General features: G+C 66.1%; 15 protein-coding genes. 3 read left to right on the top strand and 12 right to left on the bottom strand.

The window, feature by feature from the left end:
- The first annotated feature begins 11 nt into the window (after positions 1–11).
- Complete coding sequence (locus tag ACFVYC_RS18720) at positions 12–1,151, top strand: bifunctional 2-methylcitrate synthase/citrate synthase (RefSeq protein WP_387553073.1); 1,140 nt, start codon at positions 12–14, stop codon at positions 1,149–1,151.
- Between the two features lie 73 nt (positions 1,152–1,224).
- On the opposite strand, the gene ACFVYC_RS18715 is transcribed toward ACFVYC_RS18720, so the two are convergent.
- Positions 1,225–1,707, bottom strand: coding sequence for an 8-oxo-dGTP diphosphatase (locus ACFVYC_RS18715; protein ID WP_387553071.1), 483 nt, complete (start codon positions 1,705–1,707; stop codon positions 1,225–1,227).
- 77 nt (positions 1,708–1,784) lie between these two features.
- On the opposite strand from ACFVYC_RS18715, the gene ACFVYC_RS18710 reads away from it, so the two are divergent.
- A complete protein-coding gene (locus ACFVYC_RS18710) occupies positions 1,785–2,486 on the top strand; it encodes a hypothetical protein (RefSeq protein ID WP_387553069.1) in 702 nt (233 codons plus the stop codon).
- 29 nt (positions 2,487–2,515) lie between these two features.
- Here ACFVYC_RS18710 and xerD read toward each other — a convergent pair whose 3' ends face one another.
- The 9 genes from xerD to ACFVYC_RS18665 form a co-directional block, all read right to left on the bottom strand.
- Positions 2,516–3,565 carry a site-specific tyrosine recombinase XerD gene (gene xerD / locus ACFVYC_RS18705; protein ID WP_387553067.1) on the bottom strand — a complete coding sequence of 350 codons (1,050 nt, stop codon included), beginning with the start codon at positions 3,563–3,565 and terminating at the stop codon, positions 2,516–2,518.
- The gene (locus tag ACFVYC_RS18700; RefSeq protein ID WP_387553065.1) at positions 3,565–4,224 is read right to left on the bottom strand and encodes an NUDIX domain-containing protein; all 660 of its coding nucleotides are present in this window, start codon (positions 4,222–4,224) and stop codon (positions 3,565–3,567) included. Before ACFVYC_RS18700 ends, xerD begins: the two co-directional genes overlap by 1 nt.
- A 25-nt stretch (positions 4,225–4,249) precedes the next feature.
- Positions 4,250–6,019 carry a CTP synthase gene (locus ACFVYC_RS18695; RefSeq protein ID WP_387553063.1) on the bottom strand — a complete coding sequence of 590 codons (1,770 nt, stop codon included), beginning with the start codon at positions 6,017–6,019 and terminating at the stop codon, positions 4,250–4,252.
- 113 nt (positions 6,020–6,132) lie between these two features.
- On the bottom strand, positions 6,133–7,872 hold the full coding sequence (recN, locus tag ACFVYC_RS18690) for a DNA repair protein RecN (protein WP_387553061.1): 1,740 nt from the start codon (positions 7,870–7,872) through the stop codon (positions 6,133–6,135).
- Positions 7,873–7,875: 3 nt separating this feature from the next.
- A complete protein-coding gene (locus ACFVYC_RS18685) occupies positions 7,876–8,901 on the bottom strand; it encodes an NAD kinase (protein WP_387553059.1) in 1,026 nt (341 codons plus the stop codon).
- A 13-nt stretch (positions 8,902–8,914) separates the two neighbouring features.
- Complete coding sequence (locus ACFVYC_RS18680; protein WP_387553057.1) at positions 8,915–9,730, bottom strand: TlyA family RNA methyltransferase; 816 nt, start codon at positions 9,728–9,730, stop codon at positions 8,915–8,917.
- Complete coding sequence (locus tag ACFVYC_RS18675) at positions 9,730–10,002, bottom strand: hypothetical protein (protein WP_387553055.1); 273 nt, start codon at positions 10,000–10,002, stop codon at positions 9,730–9,732. Before ACFVYC_RS18675 ends, ACFVYC_RS18680 begins: the two co-directional genes overlap by 1 nt.
- Before the next feature lie 9 nt (positions 10,003–10,011).
- Positions 10,012–11,004: an HAD-IIA family hydrolase gene (locus ACFVYC_RS18670; protein ID WP_387553053.1), complete on the bottom strand. Its 993-nt coding sequence runs from the start codon at positions 11,002–11,004 to the stop codon at positions 10,012–10,014.
- A gap of 5 nt (positions 11,005–11,009) precedes the next feature.
- On the bottom strand, positions 11,010–12,815 hold the full coding sequence (locus ACFVYC_RS18665) for a hypothetical protein (RefSeq protein WP_387553051.1): 1,806 nt from the start codon (positions 12,813–12,815) through the stop codon (positions 11,010–11,012).
- A gap of 661 nt (positions 12,816–13,476) precedes the next feature.
- Here ACFVYC_RS18665 and ACFVYC_RS18660 point away from each other — a divergent pair.
- A complete protein-coding gene (locus ACFVYC_RS18660) occupies positions 13,477–14,556 on the top strand; it encodes an IS110 family transposase (RefSeq protein ID WP_387553049.1) in 1,080 nt (359 codons plus the stop codon).
- Between the two features lie 42 nt (positions 14,557–14,598).
- Here the strand turns inward: ACFVYC_RS18660 and ACFVYC_RS18655 are convergent, their stop codons facing one another.
- Complete coding sequence (locus ACFVYC_RS18655; protein ID WP_387553047.1) at positions 14,599–15,888, bottom strand: ISL3 family transposase; 1,290 nt, start codon at positions 15,886–15,888, stop codon at positions 14,599–14,601.
- Positions 15,889–16,172: 284 nt separating this feature from the next.
- On the bottom strand, positions 16,173–17,531 hold the full coding sequence (locus ACFVYC_RS18650) for a transposase (protein WP_387553045.1): 1,359 nt from the start codon (positions 17,529–17,531) through the stop codon (positions 16,173–16,175).
- Between the last annotated feature and the right edge of the window lie 557 nt (positions 17,532–18,088).

Here is an 18,088-nt window from a genome sequence, read left to right as displayed (position 1 = left end):
GGAGTTTCAGCATGGCTGAAGAGGACATCAAAAAGGGTCTCGCCGGCGTCGTGGTGGATTACACGTCCGTCTCGAAGGTCAATCCGGACACCAATTCCCTGCTCTACAGGGGCTATCCCGTCCAGGAGCTCGCCGCCAGGTGCAGCTTCGAGGAAGTGGCCTACCTGCTCTGGAACGGCGAGCTGCCCACGAAGGAGCAGCTTGCGGAGTTCACCGCGCGGGAGCGGGCGGGCCGCCCCCTGGACCCGGTGGTCAAGCAAGTGATCGATGCGTTGCCGGAGGGCTCCCATCCGATGGATGTCTGCCGGACCGCGGCCTCCGTGCTGGGCGCCCGGCACCCGCTGGCCGAGGACTCCTCCCGGGACGCGAACATGGCCAAAGCCATCGACCTGTTCTCGGCCATGCCGGCGGTGGTGGCCTACGACCAGCGCCGCCGCCACGGACAGGGTGTCATTGAGCCGCGGGATGACCTGGGCTACTCCGCGAACTTCCTCTGGATGACCTTCGGCGAGGAACAGGTCCCGGAGGTGGTGGAGGCCTTCAACGTCTCGATGATCCTTTACGCCGAGCACTCTTTCAACGCGTCCACCTTCACCGCCAGGGTGATCACGTCCACACTCGCGGACCTGCACTCTGCCGTCACCGGGGCCATCGGCGCGTTGAAGGGAGCGCTGCACGGCGGCGCCAACGAGGCAGTGATGCACACGTTTGACGAGATCGGGATCCGGCCGCAGGAATCGCTGGAGGAAGCGGCGGCCCGGGCAAAGGCGTGGATGGAGGACGCGCTGGCCGGGAAGAAGAAGGTCATGGGGTTCGGGCACCGGGTGTACAAACACGGGGATTCGCGGGTGCCCACCATGAAGGCTGCCCTGGACAAGATGGTGGCCCACTATGGCCGGCCCGAGGTGCTGGGGTTGTACAGCGGCCTGGAGACGGCGATGGACGAGGCCAAGGGCATCAAGCCCAACCTTGATTATCCGGCCGGCCCCACCTACCACCTGATGGGATTCGACACCCACACGTTCACGCCCCTGTTTGTAGCCAGCCGCATCACGGGGTGGACGGCGCACATCATGGAGCAGCTGGACGCCAACTCGCTGATCCGGCCGCTGAGCGAATACGTCGGTCCGGAGGAGCGGCACGTGCCGTAGGGCAGGCTTTTGCTGAAGGCACGACGGCGGCGCGCGGCACTCGGTGCCCGGGCCGCCGTCGGCAGTTAACGGCTCAGGGCAGGAGGCTTACCGAGGAGGCGACCGCTTCGTTGTCGTTGTCCATGGTGACTACGATGTTGACCTTGCCGCCCTCCAGGACCACCGGCAGCCAGTGGTCGGCGTCCTGCCACATCCGGTCTGCCGGGAGGGTGTCAACCCGGAACCACTCGGGCAGGATTTCGTCGCTGGGGGCCGGCTCGCCCTCCCAGGTGCGGGCGGTGAAAAGCGTGGTTTCCATGTCCCACTCAGGCCGCGCCGGGAACACGAAGTGCACGGCGCCCGCGTCTGCTAGGTCCTCCAGGCGCATGGAGACGCCGGTTTCCTCGAAGACTTCCCTGATGACCGCTTCGCGGTCGCTCTCCCCCGGCTCCACGTGGCCGCCGATACCGACGATCTTCCCCTTGCCGAAGCCGGTGCGCTTCATCCCGAGCAGCACCTCGGTGCCGTCCGGCCTGTCACGGAGCAGGAAGCAGAGGGTCACCTTGGCTGCAGTCATCCACCAAGCCTAGTTCGGCCAACGCATGGAAAGATGATGCCGCTGCCCCTTGCGGCCGCATTGCTACAGTGAGCCCCATGAGCATGGCTGGAGAGGAGCACACCACGCCCGCCCCCAAGGCCAAGGCCTTGCCGCGCCGCACGGTCCGGCTGCCTGAGTGGCTGGTCAGGAACCCGCTGCATGCCGGCTGGGCGTGGACCGGCTCGTGGGCATTGCTGATCATCGCCGACGAGTATGTGGACGTGGCCGGCTGGGCCTGGTACGTGTTTGTGGGCATGGCCGCCCTGCCCACGCTGGCGTGCACCGTCGCGGTGCTGCAGGCAACCCCGCGCCGCTACCTTCGGCCACAGAAAGAATCAGTGCTCGCGCACTTTTTTGTCCGGTTCCTTGCACTGACGGCCGCATTCCTGGTGTGGGGCGTCTCCGTGGTGGCCAGTGCCTCGATTTCCACCACCGTCCAGGCGCTGGCCGGGGACTCCGAGCGTGCTGTGACGTCGCTGGGGTTCAATCTCCTCCTGGCCGCCGTCCCGCTGGTTGTCTCGGTGCTGTGGATGGCCCTCATTGTGCGCTGCGCCTGGTTCCTGCGCCGCCTCCGCGGCTGGCGCCAGGCGCCGGAGGATTCGAGGCTGCCCAAGAAATTCCTGCGGCACTCGCCTCAACTGCGGCGCGTTGTGGTGGGTCTCGCCCACCCGGGCCTGCTCCTGGTGGCCGGGCTCGGCACATCCATTCTCGCCCTGTTCCTCGGAGCCGTGGAGCTCACGCTCAACGTGATGAACTGACGCCCGGACGGTTCCGGGCCGGCTTGGCCTTAGCCCAGGGCCCGCGGGTGGGCTGCGGCGTAGATTTCACGCAGGGTGTCAGCCGTGACCAGAGTGTAAACCTGGGTGGTGGTGACCGAGGCGTGGCCCAACAGCTCCTGGACCACGCGGACGTCTGCGCCGCCCTCGAGCAGGTGGGTGGCGAAGGAGTGCCGGAGGGTGTGCGGGGACACGTCCTTGGTGATGTTCGCTTTCCCGGCGGCGGCCTTCAGGATGGTCCAGGCACTCTGGCGGCTAATCCGCCCGCCGCGGGCATTCAGGAACAACGCCGGTGTCCCTTTGCCCTTGGCAGCAAGGAGGGGGCGGCCGCGGACCAGGTAGGCGTCCAGGGCGCGGGCGCCGTAGGACCCCAGTGGCACCAGCCGTTCCTTGGAGCCTTTGCCGAAGAGCCGCACGATGGCCGGCCCGGTTTCCGGTTCCTGAAGGGAGATGTCGTCCACGTCCAGGCCCACGGCCTCACTGATGCGCGCGCCGGTGGAGTAAAGGAATTCCAGGAGCGCCCGGTCGCGCAGTCCGGTGGCGGTGTCGGTCCCGGCCGCTTCCAGGATCCTGGTCACTTCGTCCACGCTGATGGCCTTCGGCAGCCGCTTCCCGGGCATGGGCGGGTGTACGTCGCGGGCGGGATCTGTGGGGGTGAACCCCTCCAGGGCCCAAAACTTGTGCAGTCCGCGCACGGCCACCACAGTCCTGGCTGCGGACCGCACACCAAGGGCGGAGCCGCCGTCGGACCCTTCCGTCAGCGCCCGGACGTATCCCGTCACATGGAGGCGGGTGATATCTTCGGGGCGGCTGCAGCCGGCGGCAGCCAGGTAACGGGAGTAGCGGGCCAGGTCCCTGCGGTAGGCCGCCAGCGTGTTGGCGGCGACGCCCCGTTCCACGCCCATGTGCTGAAGATAGTCCGTGATGCCGCGGTCGATGGCAGTGGGCGGGGACACCGGTGGCGGCGTGTCACTGGCCTGTCCGGGCGCCTCCTCAACCAGTCCGGGCGCATCGCGAACCAGTCCGGCAGGAGCCAGTTCCGCAGAAGGACCAGGGACCATCAGCGCTGGCTGGGGTGTGCCGGCCACGGCGCCTCGGCGGGCCGGAGATTGGCATATTCCCCGGCGCGGGCGGCTGCGGCGGCAAGGATGCCGACGACGGCGGACGGGTTGTGCAGCCTGCCGGCCAGCACGGACTCCACGGCGTCGTCCAGGCTGATCCAGTGGAACTCGATCTCTGCTTCCTCGTCCGTCCGCTCGTGGCGCTCGTGGTGCGGGACTTCGGTGAGGTCCCGGGCCAGGTAGATTCGAATGGCCTCGCTGGAGGAACCGGGTGAGTTGAAGACGTCGGCCAGGACGTTCCAGGTGCCGGCGGCGAGGTCTGCCTCTTCGGCGAGTTCGCGGGCAGCACCCACTACGAAGTCCTCGCCTTCGACATCAAGCAGTCCGGCCGGAATCTCCCAAAGGTCCATGCCCACGGGGTGCCGGTACTGCTTCAGGAGGAGGATCTCGCCGTCGTTGTTCATCGGCAGGACGGCAACGGCACCGGGGTGTTCGATGTAGTCCCGGGTGAGGGCCTCACCCGTGTCCTGCAGCTGGAACGTATCGCTGACCACATCCCAGATCCGGCCTTCGTAGACCTTCTCCGTAGACAAAAGACGGCGCGGGCTCGGTGCATCCGAAACCTTTACTACATGGGTGGCTTCGTGTGTACCGGGCATCGCGCCGTCCTTTTGTCGTGCGGAACTACTTAGCGGCTACCGTACCGGACTGCTCGGCCTCGGGGGCAACAACTCCCAGGCCGGCGGCCGTGTCGGCACCCACCTGGTGGTCCAGGGCTGCCTTGACGAGCCCGGCGAAGAGCGGGTGCGGCCGGGTGGGGCGCGAGCTCAGCTCAGGGTGTGCCTGGGTTGCCACGTAGTAGGGGTGGACGTCGGCGGGAAGCTCGACGAACTCCACGAGCTTGCCGTCCGGGGACGTGCCGGAAAACACCAGCCCCTGGGCTGCGATCTGGTCGCGGTACTTGTTGTTCACCTCGTAGCGGTGGCGGTGGCGTTCGCTGACGGTGGTCTTGCCGTACGTCCCGGCGATGACCGAGCCGGCGTCGAGCTTGGCTTCGTACAGGCCCAGGCGCATGGTGCCGCCCAGGTCGCCGCGGCCCTCTACGAACTCCAGCTGCTCTTCCATCGTGGCGATGACGGGGTACTTGGAATCCGGCTCGAACTCGCTGGAGGACGCACCTTCCAGCCCCACAACGTTGCGGGCGTATTCGATGACCATGCACTGCAGGCCCAGGCACAGTCCCAGGACCGGCAGCTTGGTTTCGCGGGCGAACTTCAGGGCCCCGAGCTTGCCCTCGAGGCCGCGGATGCCAAAGCCGCCCGGGACGCAGATGGCGTTGACGCCGTCGAGGGCCTGGATGGCGCCTTCACGGGTTTCGCACTCGTCCGAGGGGACCCAGCGGATCTTGACCTTGGCATCGTTGGCGAAGCCGCCGGCGCGCAGGGCCTCGGTGACGGACAGGTAGGCGTCCGGCAGGTCGATGTATTTGCCCACCAGGGCGATTTCCACGTGGTGCTTGGGGTTGTGGACGGCTTCAAGCAGCTTGTCCCAGCTGGTCCAGTCCACGTCCTTGAAGGGAAGGTCCAGGGCGCGCACGATGTAGGAGTCCAGGCCCTGGGTGTGCAGGGTCTTGGGGATGTCGTAGATGCTGGGCGCATCGGCCGCGTTGACCACGGCGTCGATGTCGACGTCGCACATCCGGCCGATCTTTTCGCGCATGGCGTCCGGCACTTCGCGGTCCGAGCGGATGACGATCGCTTCGGGCTGGATGCCGATGGAGCGCAGCGCTGCGACGGAATGCTGGGTGGGCTTGGTCTTCAATTCCTGGGACGGCCCGATGTACGGCACCAAGGAGACGTGCAGGAAGAAGACGTTGGTGCGGCCGATGTCCTGGCGGACCTGGCGGGCCGATTCGAGGAACGGCTGGGATTCGATGTCGCCAACCGTGCCGCCGATTTCGGTGATGATGACGTCCGGGGCGTTTTTGCCCTCGGCGGGCAGTCGCATGCGGCGCTTGATCTCATCGGTGATGTGCGGGATGACCTGCACGGTGTCACCCAGGTATTCGCCGCGGCGCTCCTTGGCAATGACGGTGGAATACACCTGGCCGGTGGTCACGTTGGCCGAGCCCTCGAGGTTTTCGTCGAGGAAGCGCTCGTAGTGTCCGATGTCCAGGTCCGTCTCGGCGCCGTCGTCGGTGACAAAGACTTCGCCGTGCTGGAAGGGGTTCATCGTGCCCGGATCCACGTTCAGGTAGGGATCGAGCTTCTGCATAGTTACAGACAGGCCGCGTGCCCGCAGCAAATGACCGAGGCTTGATGCCGTCAGTCCCTTACCGAGCGAGGACGCCACACCACCGGTTACGAAGATGTGTTTGGTCGTCTTGGACGAGCCCGGGAACCGGGAATTTACACGGGAATTTGATCGCTGCACCACGGAATTCGAGCCTATCATCAAATGAGCCTTCCACGGGTCCGGGAACTGTTTCCCCAAATGATCCAGTCTGCCGGTCCGGGCGCCCGGTAAGCAAGGGTTGGCCGGGCGCTCCCATGCGCGCCTGGGCCGGGTCAGGCCCGTTCCGGCAGCAGTTTGGCGTCATCCAGCAGCTCCTGCGCATGGGCCTGCGCCGACTCCGAGTCCTCCTGGCCTGCCAGCATCCGGGCCAGTTCGCGTACCCGTTCCGGGCCGTCGAGGAGGCGGACATCACTGGAGGTGAATCCGGTGGCTGTTTTGCCGTCGGCCCCCCTGACGGAAGTTTTGGTGACGGTGATGTGCTGGTCCGCGAAGGCGGCCACCTGCGGCAGGTGCGTGACCACCAGCACCTGCACATGGCGTGCCAGCATGGCCAGGCGGCGGCCGATCTCGACGGCGGCGCGTCCGCCCACACCGGCGTCCACCTCGTCAAAGACGAACGTGGGGACCGGGTCCACGGCGGCGAGCACCACTTCGATGGCGAGCATCACCCGGGACAGTTCGCCGCCGGACGCCCCCTTGCCCAGCGGCCGGGCGGGAGCTCCTGAGTGCGGCTGGAGAAGGAAGCTGATTTCGTCCGCGCCGTGCGGTCCCAGCTGGCCTGTGCCCTCGAGGTTGATCACCAGGGTGGCGTCGGCCATGGCAAGGGCCTTCAGCTCCGCGCTGACGCGTGCGGAGAGCTCTTTGGCGGCTTTGGTCCTGATTTTAGTGATGGCCGCCGCCTGCTTCTGCAGGTCAGCCCCGGCGCGGACCACCTCCGCGTCCAGGGTTTCGATGCGGGTTGAATCGTCCTGCAGCTCGTCAAACCGCACCCGGGCAGTTTCGGCCCACTGGAGGACTTCGTCGATGGAGGGGGCGTACTTGCGGATCAGCTTCGCCAGGACAGCGCGCCGGTCCTCGATCTCGGCGAGCCGTTCCGGTCCTTCGGTGTCCAGCCCTGCCTGGTAGCTGGCGAGTTCGGTGGCGATATCGTTCAGCAGGAAGCCCACCTCGGCCAGCCGTGCCGCAGCGGAACCGAGATCCGCATCGTGCTCAGCAACATGCTCAAGGGTCCGCTTTGCGGCGTCAACCAGTGTGGTGGCATCCCCTGCGTCACCAAAATCCTCGGCGATCAGGGCCTGGTGCGCGGTGCTCGCCGCGATCCGCAGTTCCTCGACATTGGCCAGCTTCACTGCCTCTGCCTTGAGGAGTTCGTCCTCTCCCGGCTGCGGATCCACTTCGTCGATCTCCGCCAGCGCCGCTTCCAGGGATTCTGCTTCACGGAGCCTGTCCCGGGCGGCACTGCGGAGCGTGTCCAGCTCGGCTTGGATGGATTTCCAGTGGCTGTAAAGCTCCTGGTAGGCGCCCAGCGGGCCAGCCAGCGCCTCGCCGGCAAACTTGTCCAGCGCTCCGCGCTGCGCCGCAGCTCCCTTGAGCCGGATCTGGTCCGACTGGCCATGGACCACCACAAGGGTTTCGCCGATCTCGGCGAGCACGCCCACAGGGGCAGCCCTTCCGCCCAGGAAGGCACGGCTGCGCCCGTCCGAACCGAGCCGGCGGGCGAGGATAAGCTCAGCGCCGCCGTCGAACTCTTCCGCCTCCGCACCGGCCTCGAGGGCCCGGGCGATGGCGGAGTGTCCGGCGTCGAGCTTGAGCACTGCCTCGGCCGTTGCGCTCTTGGCACCGCTGCGGACGGCACCGGCATCCGACCGGGCTCCCAGCAGGAGGCCGACGGCGGTGACCACCATGGTCTTGCCGGCACCGGTCTCGCCGGTCACCACGCTCAGCCCGGGGCCAAGCGGCAGTGTTGCGTCGGTGATGACGCCCAGATTGCGGATTCTCAGTTCTTCAAGCATGGGTCACTTTGCGGTTGAGGGATCGGTGTCCACGTCCTGCTGCCCGCTGTGCGGCAGCTGCAGCGGCGGCATGGGCCGCGGCGTCCGGACGATGGGGATGGGGCCTGTGTGAATGGCTTCGGACTTGGGGACCGGCCCGCGCCAGCCGTGGATGGGCAGTTCGAACTTCCGCACCAACCGGGCCGAGAACGGAGTCTGATGGGTCCGCGCGAGCCGCACGGGAGTGGCCGACTTTGTCACTTCCACCCTGGCACCCGGTGGCAGGTCCACGGAGCGCCGGCCATCACACCAGAGGACGCCCTGTGCATCCGTGCGTCCCAGGACTTCGACGGCGAGCCGTGAGCGGGGCGACACCACCAACGGTTTGGCGAAGAGCGCATGCGCACTGATGGGAACGATGACCAGGGCCTCCACCTCCGGCCATACCACAGGACCGCCCGCGGAGAACGCGTAGGCCGTGGAACCAGTAGGGGTGGCCAGCACGATGCCGTCGCAGCCGAAGGACGTCAGCGGACGCTCGTCCACCTCGGTGACCACCTCCAGCATGCGTTCCCGGTTGGCCTTCTCGATGGCGGCCTCGTTGAGCGCCCAGGTGTGCCAGATTTTTTGGCCCCGGACCCACACCTGGACGTCGATGGTCATACGCTCTTCCACCGTGTATTCGCGGCTGGCGATCCACTCGACGGTCTGGGCGAGGTCGGCCCGTTCACTCTCGGCGAGGAAGCCCACGTGGCCCAGGTTCACTCCCAGCAGCGGCACGTCCACTTCCCGGACCAGCTCGGCTGCGCGCAGGATGGTGCCGTCGCCGCCGAGGACCATCACCAGTTCAACGTCAGGGAGCTGGACGTGGTCATGGAGCACCTCGACAGGCTGGGCGAGATGACCAAAAAACCGTTCCATGTCATCCAGCTCGGATTCCTGCATCACCGGGACAATGCCGGAAGCGTGCAGCTGGCCGCAGGCTTCCCATGCGGCCTTCAAGGATTCCTCACGGCCGGTGTGGGCAAGGACCAGTACACGCCTGCTCATCAGGTTCCGCTTTCTAGTGGTTGTGCCAGATACGTCCGAGCAAGGCAGCGGTGGCTGCGTCTCGCTCTTCGATCTTAGGCAACTCTTGACTGATCCTGCGCTTTATCCACAGGAAGTATTCGACGTTTCCGTCCTGGCCCGGAAGCGGGCTCTGCGCGAGGCCGCGGAGTTCCAGGCCGGCGTCCTGGGCTGCCCGGGCCACCTTTTCCACCGCCATCCGGCGTTCCCGCTCGGAAGTCACCACGCCCGTGCGTCCCAGCCGGTCCTTGCCGATTTCGAATTGCGGCTTCACCATCAACACCAGGTCACGGCCCGGTTCGGTGCACTCCGCCAGCGGGTGGACCACCAGGGTCAGCGAAATGAAGGACAGGTCCGCTACGGTGAGCTCCGCCGGGCCGCCGATGTCTTCAGGCTTCATGTACCGGACGTTCAGTCCCTCGTGGACTTCCACGCGCGGATCTTCCCGCAGCCGGGGCACCAGCTGGCCGTGCCCGACGTCGACCGCCACCACGTGCGCGGCGGCCCGTCGGAGCAGGACATCAGTAAAGCCGCCGGTGGAGGCGCCGGCGTCGAGGCACCTTTTTCCGGCCGCCGAGACTTCGGGAAAGGCATCCAGGGCGCCGGCCAGCTTGTGCCCCGCCCGGCTGACATAGGTGTCCTGTTCGTTGTGCTCGACCACGAGGTCCCTGTCCTCCGCGACCTGAACGGAGGCCTTGCTGAGCACTTGGCCGGCCGAACTCACCCTTCCTTCGGCTATTAGCGTGGCGGCGTGTGTGCGGGACCGGGCAAGGCCCCGGGCCACCAATGCCTGGTCAAGGCGGACGGCCATCAGGCGCCGCCGTCCGGGTTTTTGATGCCGGCCGGGTTCTGGATAAGGGCGCGGTGATGCTCCGCCGGATCTGCGTCCAGGGCTGCCCGCAGTTCGTCGTGGAGTTCGCTGTAGGCCGCTTCGTGCCCTGTCACCGGAGTCCGGGGCAAAGCGTCCAGGCGTGTCAGGGACTGTTTTACCAGGTGGTCCGTCACCTCGGTGCGGCTTATGTCCGGCCAGTCCGGGGAGGGCTGGGCTTCTGCGGACTCGTCAGGATGGCTCAGCTCAGTCATTCAACCAGCCTAGTGATCCATCCAGACAAGCCGCGGCGCCTGTGGTGAGGACGCGTCCGGGGTGGCTGCCCACCACGCGGCGCACGCCGCACGCCAGGAATCGAGGTTGTCCGGGCTGCCAATGATGCCCACGGCGCCGTTGGCCACTCGTGCCGTTGCCTTGCCGCACGTGTAGGTGCCGTCGTCGTCCTGCGTGACAGCCGGGTAGGGGCGGTGCAGGTCGGCCAGGGAACCGATGATGTAGTCCGGGCGCTCGGCGGCGCGGGCAGCCAGGATGGTTTCCCGGGTGTCGACGCCGGTCAGTACCGCCACCGTAGCGAAGCCCGCGTTGTTGCCGCCCAGGATGTCCGTGTCCAGCCGGTCCCCCACCACCAGGGGCCGCTCCGCTGCCAGCCGCTTGGCGGCGGGGTGGAAGAGGGGCGCTTCCGGTTTTCCGGCGACGCGGGGCGTTTGGCCGGTGGCTGCGGTGACGGCGGCCACGAGGGTGCCGTTGCCGGGCGCGATGCCGCGGGCCTGCGGGATGGACATGTCAGTGTTGGTAGCCACCCACCGGGCTCCGGCCGAGACCACATAGGCTGCCTCGGCAAGTTCCTTCCAGCCGATGGCCGGGTTGAAGCCCTGGACCACTGCCACGGGGTCCTCGTCCTGGCCGTACACCGGTACCAGGCCCACCAGTTCGATTTCCCGGGCCAGCGCCGGGCTTCCGGTAATAAGGACTTTGGAGCCCGGCGGCAGTTCAGAGGCAAGCAGCTCTGCTGCGGCCTGCGAGGAGCTGACCACCTGGTTGTCATCGGCGGGTGCGCCGAGCTCCCGGAGGTGGGCCGCGACGTCGGCGGGACTGCGCGACGCATTGTTTGTCACATAACCGAGGCCAATGCCCAGGCCGGCCAGCTGCTGGAGTGCGTCCACCGCATGCGGGATGGCGTGCGCGCCTGCATAGACCACGCCGTCCAAATCGGCGAGCAGAGCATCGAACCGGGAAATCAGGGTCGCTTCAGTCATCCGCTTTAGTCTTCCCGGCGATCCTGGTTGTCCTCCGGAGCGTTGCCATCGGGCAGTTCCGCTTCGTCGTGGTCCAGTTCGTCGGTTTCTACCGAATCCTCATCGGACTCAGCGTCATCGGAAACGAAGTAGTCCGGTTCCTGGTCATCGATGCTGGCGTCCACGGCGTTGCCGGCGCCAGCTGCTTCGGGGCCGGGGCCCTCTTCGGCGGTGGAAGACGTGCCGGCTGCCGCGGCTGTTGCGGGTGCCGCAGCAGCAGCCGAACCGGGGGCGGCAGACGCGCGATCCAGCAGGCGGCGGCGTTCTGCTTCCTCGCGGGCTTCCTCCTGCTCGTCCCAGCCCAGGTCGATGATGTCGGGTTCCTCGTCAACGCCCAGGCCAAGGGCGTTCTCCGCCACCACTGCCTGCTTCTGCCATTTCTCAGCCTCAGCGGTACGGCCGACGGCGGCGAGTGCGTCCGCGTAAGCGCGGAAGAGGCGGGGGCTGTAGGAGAACGCACGGTTGATGTCCAGCTGCGGGATCTCCAGTTCAGCCACGGCGGCGTCAAGCTGGCCGAGGTCGGTACGTGCGCCGGCAGCCACAATGGCGAGTTCCGCCTTGCCGGGAGCGTCCAGGTCCTGGGCTTCCTCGGAGCGGACCACGTCGAGGGCGCGGTCCGGACGGCCGAGGCCGCGTTCGCAGTCAGCCATCACCGGCAGGTGCACATTGGAGCCGCTGATCCGGCGGTAGGTGCGGAATTCCCGAAGCGCTTCGCCGTAGTGGCCGGCAGCGTAGGCCGTCAGGCCGACGGCTTCGCGGACAGCAGCCAACCTGCCGCCACGGCGGCTGGCGGCAAGGGCGTGCTGGAAGGCCAGTTCGGGCTCGTCGTCAATCAGGCGGCCAGCCATCACCAGGTGGCGGGCAACCCACTCGGCATTGGCCGCCTCAAGCGTTTTGATCTGGTGCTGTGTTGCCCGGTCCAGCTCCTTGCCGGTGACATCCTCATCGATCTGAGGAGACCGTTCGCGGTCCGGGCGGTTGGCGCTGCGGAGGTCACGCATATTGGGAACACGTGCCGGACGCTCTTCCTGCCGGTCCCGCCCAAACGTACGGGGACCGGCGTCGCGGTCGGAGCCTCGGTCGGAACCACGGTCGAAACTGCGGGGCGCGCGGTCCTGGCGGTCACCGCGGTTGGGGCGGTCGCTTCGGTCGCTCCGGTCGCCGAAGGGCTTGCGATTCTCGCCGCCGCCGAAACTCCGGCGATCACCCTCGCCATCGCGCCGCGGACGGTCACTGAAGGGCCGGTTTTCGCGGTCGCCGTACGGCTTGCGGTCACGGTCACCAAACGGCTTGCGCTCTCCCCCACCAAAGCTGCGGCGGTCCCCCTCACCAACGCGGCGCGGACGGTCACCTTCACCGTCGCGGCGCGGACGATCGCCAAATGACCTTTCCTTGTCGCCGTACGGCTTGCGGTCACGGTCACCAAACGGCTTACGCTCTCCCCCACCAAAGCTGCGGCGGTCCCCCTCACCATCGCGGCGCGGACGGTCACCAAAAGGCTTTTTGTCCCGGTCACCAAACGGCTTACGCTCTCCCCCACCAAAGCTGCGGCGGTCCCCCTCGCCGTCACGGCGCGGACGGTCACCAAAAGGTTTTTTTTCCCGGTCACCAAACGGCTTACGCTCTCCCCCACCGGCCGGCCGGCCCGAGGAATCACTGCTGTCCCGGTTGGTCCGGGAACGGAAACCGCGGGGGTCTCCACCGGAATTGTTGTTGCCACGGAACCCGCCGCGGTCATTTCCGCCGCGGTTGCCGCCGTTGTGCTCAGCCATGTGGATTCCTCCTGTTGTGAGCCGACCACTGGCGCAACTGCAGCCGCTCGTATCCGTGTTTCGTTTTCCTACGCAACCCGAAATCAAGCGCTTCGAAGTCCGTACATCTGCATCAATTCTAGTGGAATTGCCTTGCCGGGCAGGACAGAGCCATCGCCTGCCGACCCCATCGTGGCAATATTCACACGCTCTATCACTTCCTGCGGGTTTCCAGGCGACGCTCGATCAGGTCCTGTCGCGTTTGCGCGGGTCCTCTATCAGTATGGGAGGGGTGCTCGCCGGCGGTGCTGCCGCGGGTGGTGATAGAGCGTCGGTGGGTTTCCTGCAGGAGGTGAGAGAGCGTCCCCGGGTTTCCTGCAGGAGGTGAGAGAGCGGCTCTTCACTATGGAGTTGTGGACCGGTTGGTCTGGCTCCTTGATGGACGTGGCGGCCTCGGCTTGCTGGATGCAGGATGGTCTGGTGGGGCGGGTCTGACTCTCGGCTCTTCTGACATCACCCCTGGTGATTGTCCTTCCCGTGACCTGTCGGCCGACCTGGCTCATTTTCGAAGTGCAGCCCGGCAGGCCGTCATGTCCTGATAGGAGTCTGGCGAGTCCCCGATAGTGAACTGACTGACGCCCACCGAGCTGCGCACCCGACAACGAGGAAGGGCGCAGTTTCCATGGTGAACGAGAAGCAAATCAAGGTCTACGGCGGAATCGACACGCATGCCGACACGCATCACATCGCCATCATCGACGCTGCAGGACAACGGCTGGCAGATGTGGAGGTGCCCACTACCGCTGCTGGTTACCAAGCGGCATTACGGTTCCTGAGAACGTGGCCGGCCTTGGTGAGCGTCGGTATCGAGTGCACCGGCTCCTACGGGGCCTCGGTCACCCGTGTCGTCCGCGAAGCCGGTATTGCGGTGTTCGAAGTCAACAGGCCCAACCGATTCGATCGTAGGCTCCGGGGCAAGACTGACGTCTTCGATGCTTACTCGGCCGCCGAAGCTGTTCTTTCGGGTCGCGCAACGGCTGCACCAAAAGGTGGTGACGGCCTCGTGGAGTCTCTGCGGGTTTTACGCACGTCAAGGTCCTCAGCATTGACGGCCAGGACCGCCACGATCAACCAGATCAAGGGCATGCTGATCGCAGCACCTGAGCAACTTCGGGCCCGATACCGCGGCCTGCCAAACACCAAACTGATCGCCGCATTGGCGACGTCGAGACCAACGAAAACGCCCGTCACCGCGGCCGAGGCCACGGCCTACAGCCTGCGCCTTCTCGCGCGGCGTTGGCTCGATCTAAGCCAGCAAATCCAGGACCTGACCCGGCACCTGAAACGGCTTCTCGAGGACCACGCACCAGCCCTGATGGGCGTGTTCGGTTGCGGACCAGACACCACCGCCCAACTGCTGATCACCGCCGGGGACAACCCCGAAAGGCTCCGTTGCGAGGCTGCATTCGCTGCGCTGACCGGCGTGAGCCCGATCCCGGCGTCATCGGGTAAAACGAACCGTCACCGACTAAACCGAGCCGGTGACCGCCAAGCGAATTCGGCGCTCTATCACATCGTCATCGTGCGGCTGCGCTACGACCAATCAACCCGAGACTATGCTGCTCGAAGGACCGCCGAGGGCAAAACGAAAATGGAAATCGTTCGCTGCCTCAAACGCTACCTCGTCCGCCAGCTCTACCCCCTCATCGTCCGAACACTGCAGGAGCCAACCGAGACATCAACTCTTGAAATCAGTCAATAGGAGTGTCACGGTTTGTGGGGAAATGGATCCCTGGAATGAGCGTCATGCCGCCGTCCGGACGGCACTTCTCAAGAGAATAACCGATTTGTAGTTGGCCGCATTGCGGTACCCGCGGGCGGTTCGCTTGATGTTCTTGATGGCGGTGTTGTTGGCCTCGACCTTGCCGGTCGTAGCACCGGTGACGATGAGCACCTCGATTTCTTTCCACCACCGGCAGACCGTGCGGTAGAGCCTGTTGGTCTCCGGCCTGGCTGCTGCCTTCACGAGCTCTTCGAGTTTTGTTTTCGCTGCCGCGGCGTCATCCAGGGAGCCGGTGCGCAGCAGGTGCCGGAGTTGTTCTTTGACCCTCCAGACTGCTTGGAGGGTGCCGGTCGGATCATCGACGTTGAAGACTTCCTCGAGCCGGAGAGCGGCCCTGCAGCTGAGCGTGTCGCCGCCGCGCAGCAGGAGCATGCGGTGGGCCCAGGCCTTGTCGATGGCCCTGCCGCGGCGGCCGTTGACCTGCTGGGAGAGGTTCTGTCGGGTCTCGGTCATGGCCTGGTTGGCCAGCGAGATCAGGTGGAAGTGGTCGACAGCGACAGCGGTGCGGGGAAGCCACATCCGCAGCGCCTTCCGGAACGCGGCGGAGGGGTCGATCGCGACGACCTGCACCGCGAGCCGCCACTCAAGGGGCCGGGCGAACAACCAGTCCCCGACGCCCTTATGGTCACGGCCATCGACTACGCCCAGGACCTGCCCGGTGTCCAGATCAACGATGGTTGTCATCCACGGCTCGAACCGTGTCCAGGCCTTCGTTTCCGGGTCCTGGAAGTAGCGCACGGACCGGAACCGGTGCTCATCAATGCCAAGCATCCGCGGGCTAAGTTTGTCCACGTCGGGCAGCCTCAGCAGGCAGGCTTCGGTGACGGCGGCACGGACCATCCACCAGGACACGGCGAAGCCGAGGGCGGTCTCCGAGACGGCCCTGCCGGAGCGGACGACCGCGTCCACGAGGTGGTCCCGGAGCCGGCTCGTGGAGCGGGCACGGCGTGGAACCTGCGGGGTGGATTCGAAGAAGGAGAGCCGGTCGCACGCCGGTTCCTCGCAGTACCAGCGGTACTTGGACCAGAGGACCTCTACCGGCCCGGCGACAGGAATATCGCGGAGCCGTTGAAGGCGGCGTTCCTTCCGCCGGGAAGCGATGACACCGCAGCTCGGGCAGCCAGGCAGTTCATCGGTTTCGACGATGACCTGCCGCCGCCCGGCGGTGAGGGAGGTGGAGATGACACGGTAGTCGGGCAGGTTGAAGAGGATGGTGGCAGCGTCAACTGCGACCCCGGTAGGCTCGTTCAAGGCTCGTGGTCCTGTTCCAGGTTGAATGCTAGACACACTCATCCCAGCAGGGCCGCGGGCCCCCTTGTCTTCAACGACACGAACTCAATTCCCCATCAACCGCGAAGAGATTCCCTAACGCTTGTCAACCGTTTTTTAGCTCTGGACGGCAGGCAGGCTGAGTGCACCGTCACCGATGCTTTGCGGGTGCGGTGGTGCTAGTCCGTCCGGGGAAAAGCCGGGGCGTCGGCCCAGGGCTGGTGGAGGGGGCCTTGTGGCTCGGCCTGAACGGTATCGCGGGTTGCCTATCGTGTCAGGCGGGCCCGTTTCGCTTCAACCGTGTGGGACCGGGATTGGCTGCGCTGCTTGGTGGTGACGGTATAGCGGGAGGCGATGAGCTCTTTCGCTGCCCGTTTGGTGACCGGCTGACCTTCGACGTCGCGCAGCTCATACATTTGCCCTGTGGTGAGGGTTTTCCAGGTCCTTTCAGCAAGTTTCCTGGCGACCGCGATGGTGGCCTGGGTGTGGCAGTGGCCGTGTTCAGTCATGAGCCGGTGATAGAACGCGGCCAGCTGGGGGTCCATGGTCCGGGCGACGCTGCCGGCCTGGTAGAAAGCAAGGCGCAGGGGAGCCGGTCCTTCCTTACTGATGGCCCTGCGGGTTTGGTTCATCGTCCCGGAGGACCAATTCGAAGGCGTGATGCCGACGTAGTTCGCCGCTTTCTTGGCGCTGTCGAACCCTGAACCGTCGCCGAAGTAGGCGCGGATGCAGGGACCGGTTGCCGGGCCTACGCCGGGCAGGGACAGGATCAACGGGTCATCGCCATAGAGCTGCTCCCACCGCTGACGCGCATGGGAAGTGAAGCGATCCACCCTTGCCCTGGATTCCTGCAGGTCAGTGAGGTGTTCGGTGACGTCGACGGCCAGCGCGTCCAGGTCCAGGTGCCCGTCCCAGAACTCCGCCCATCCCCGGGCTGCGGTCCTGATCGCCGCGGCACGGGCGGGTGTGTCGGCGACATCGCGGGTGTGGTGGGCGACTACGGCCGTCAGGGTCGCAGCGCGTGCCGACGCCAAGGAGCGGAGGTGGGGCCAGCGGCCCAGCACGGCGAGGGCTGTTGATTCGGATCCGGCGAACGCGGTCCATACATCGGGAAAGGCCCACCGTGCCAGCGACAACAGCCGCCGCCAGTACCGGTTGCCGTCAACCACGGCGCCGGCCCGGCGGACCACGGCCCGTGGCAGTGCCAGCTGTCCCGGACACGCCAGTACCAAGGGCGGCGGATCGAAGATCTCCCCCGCATGCGTGAGGACTTCGGAATCGATGACGTCAGATTTGTTCTTGCCCATGATGGCTCCGCGCAGCCGTGAGGAGTGGCGGGCCCCGATCATTTCCATCTGGCCGCCGGCCCGCTCAACCGCGAGAGCCAGCGCCAGCCAGGTCATCGAGGTTGGTTCCACGACCGCTGTCAGGGGCGCCGGAACTGCGGCCAGCCGCTGTGAGAGTCTCTCCAGCCCAGCCAGTGTCGGGTCAACCGTGAAACGGCTCAGATGTTCTGTTCCGTCGTCGAAAAACTCCCGCACCGCGATATGGTGCCGTGCCGTGATGGCAGCATCGATACCTGCCACTGCCCGCACGACTCCCGCGGGTTTATCCTGATTCTGCATGATGGTTCTCCTCCTCGCATCAAATACGTGCGATGGGACAACCCGTCGTTGCCGGTCCACCAGCCGAGTCACCAGGCCGGGCTTGCCCATCCTTGGGGAGAACCGTCATGCGCTAATCTGAGCGCCCCGCCAGCGACCTCCCGCACACGCCCGCAACTGCTGAGGAAGCGTCGGATACAGCTCCCGCGCTTGTAAGTGATCCGGTGCCCGCCCGGACGAAACCCGGTGCTGCGCACCGTTCTCTTCCGGCCACCAATTCCCTCAATCGGGTCTGCTTGGAAGACAGGCCGGGGGCGACGATCTCTTTCACGAGCCATGACGCCCAGCCGAAAACCGGAACCACCCCGGCCCCTCCCAAGGCCACCGTAAACGACGACCACCCAACCTCAACAGGGGGTACTTAAGAGATACAAGCCGAGAGAGCGTCCCCGGGTTTTCTCGGGGCTCTGGGGTGGTGGTGGGTTTAAATGCGGGAGGCCCCAACCGTTGTGGTTGGGGCCTCGACCTAATGGTTGTCCGGCGGTGACCTACTCTCCCACACCCTCCCGGGTGCAGTA

It is taken from the genome of Pseudarthrobacter sp. NPDC058329 (genome assembly GCF_042879835.1).
In the GTDB taxonomy this organism is placed as follows: domain Bacteria; phylum Actinomycetota; class Actinomycetes; order Actinomycetales; family Micrococcaceae; genus Arthrobacter.
This window is presented reverse-complemented; position numbering and strand designations above follow the sequence as displayed.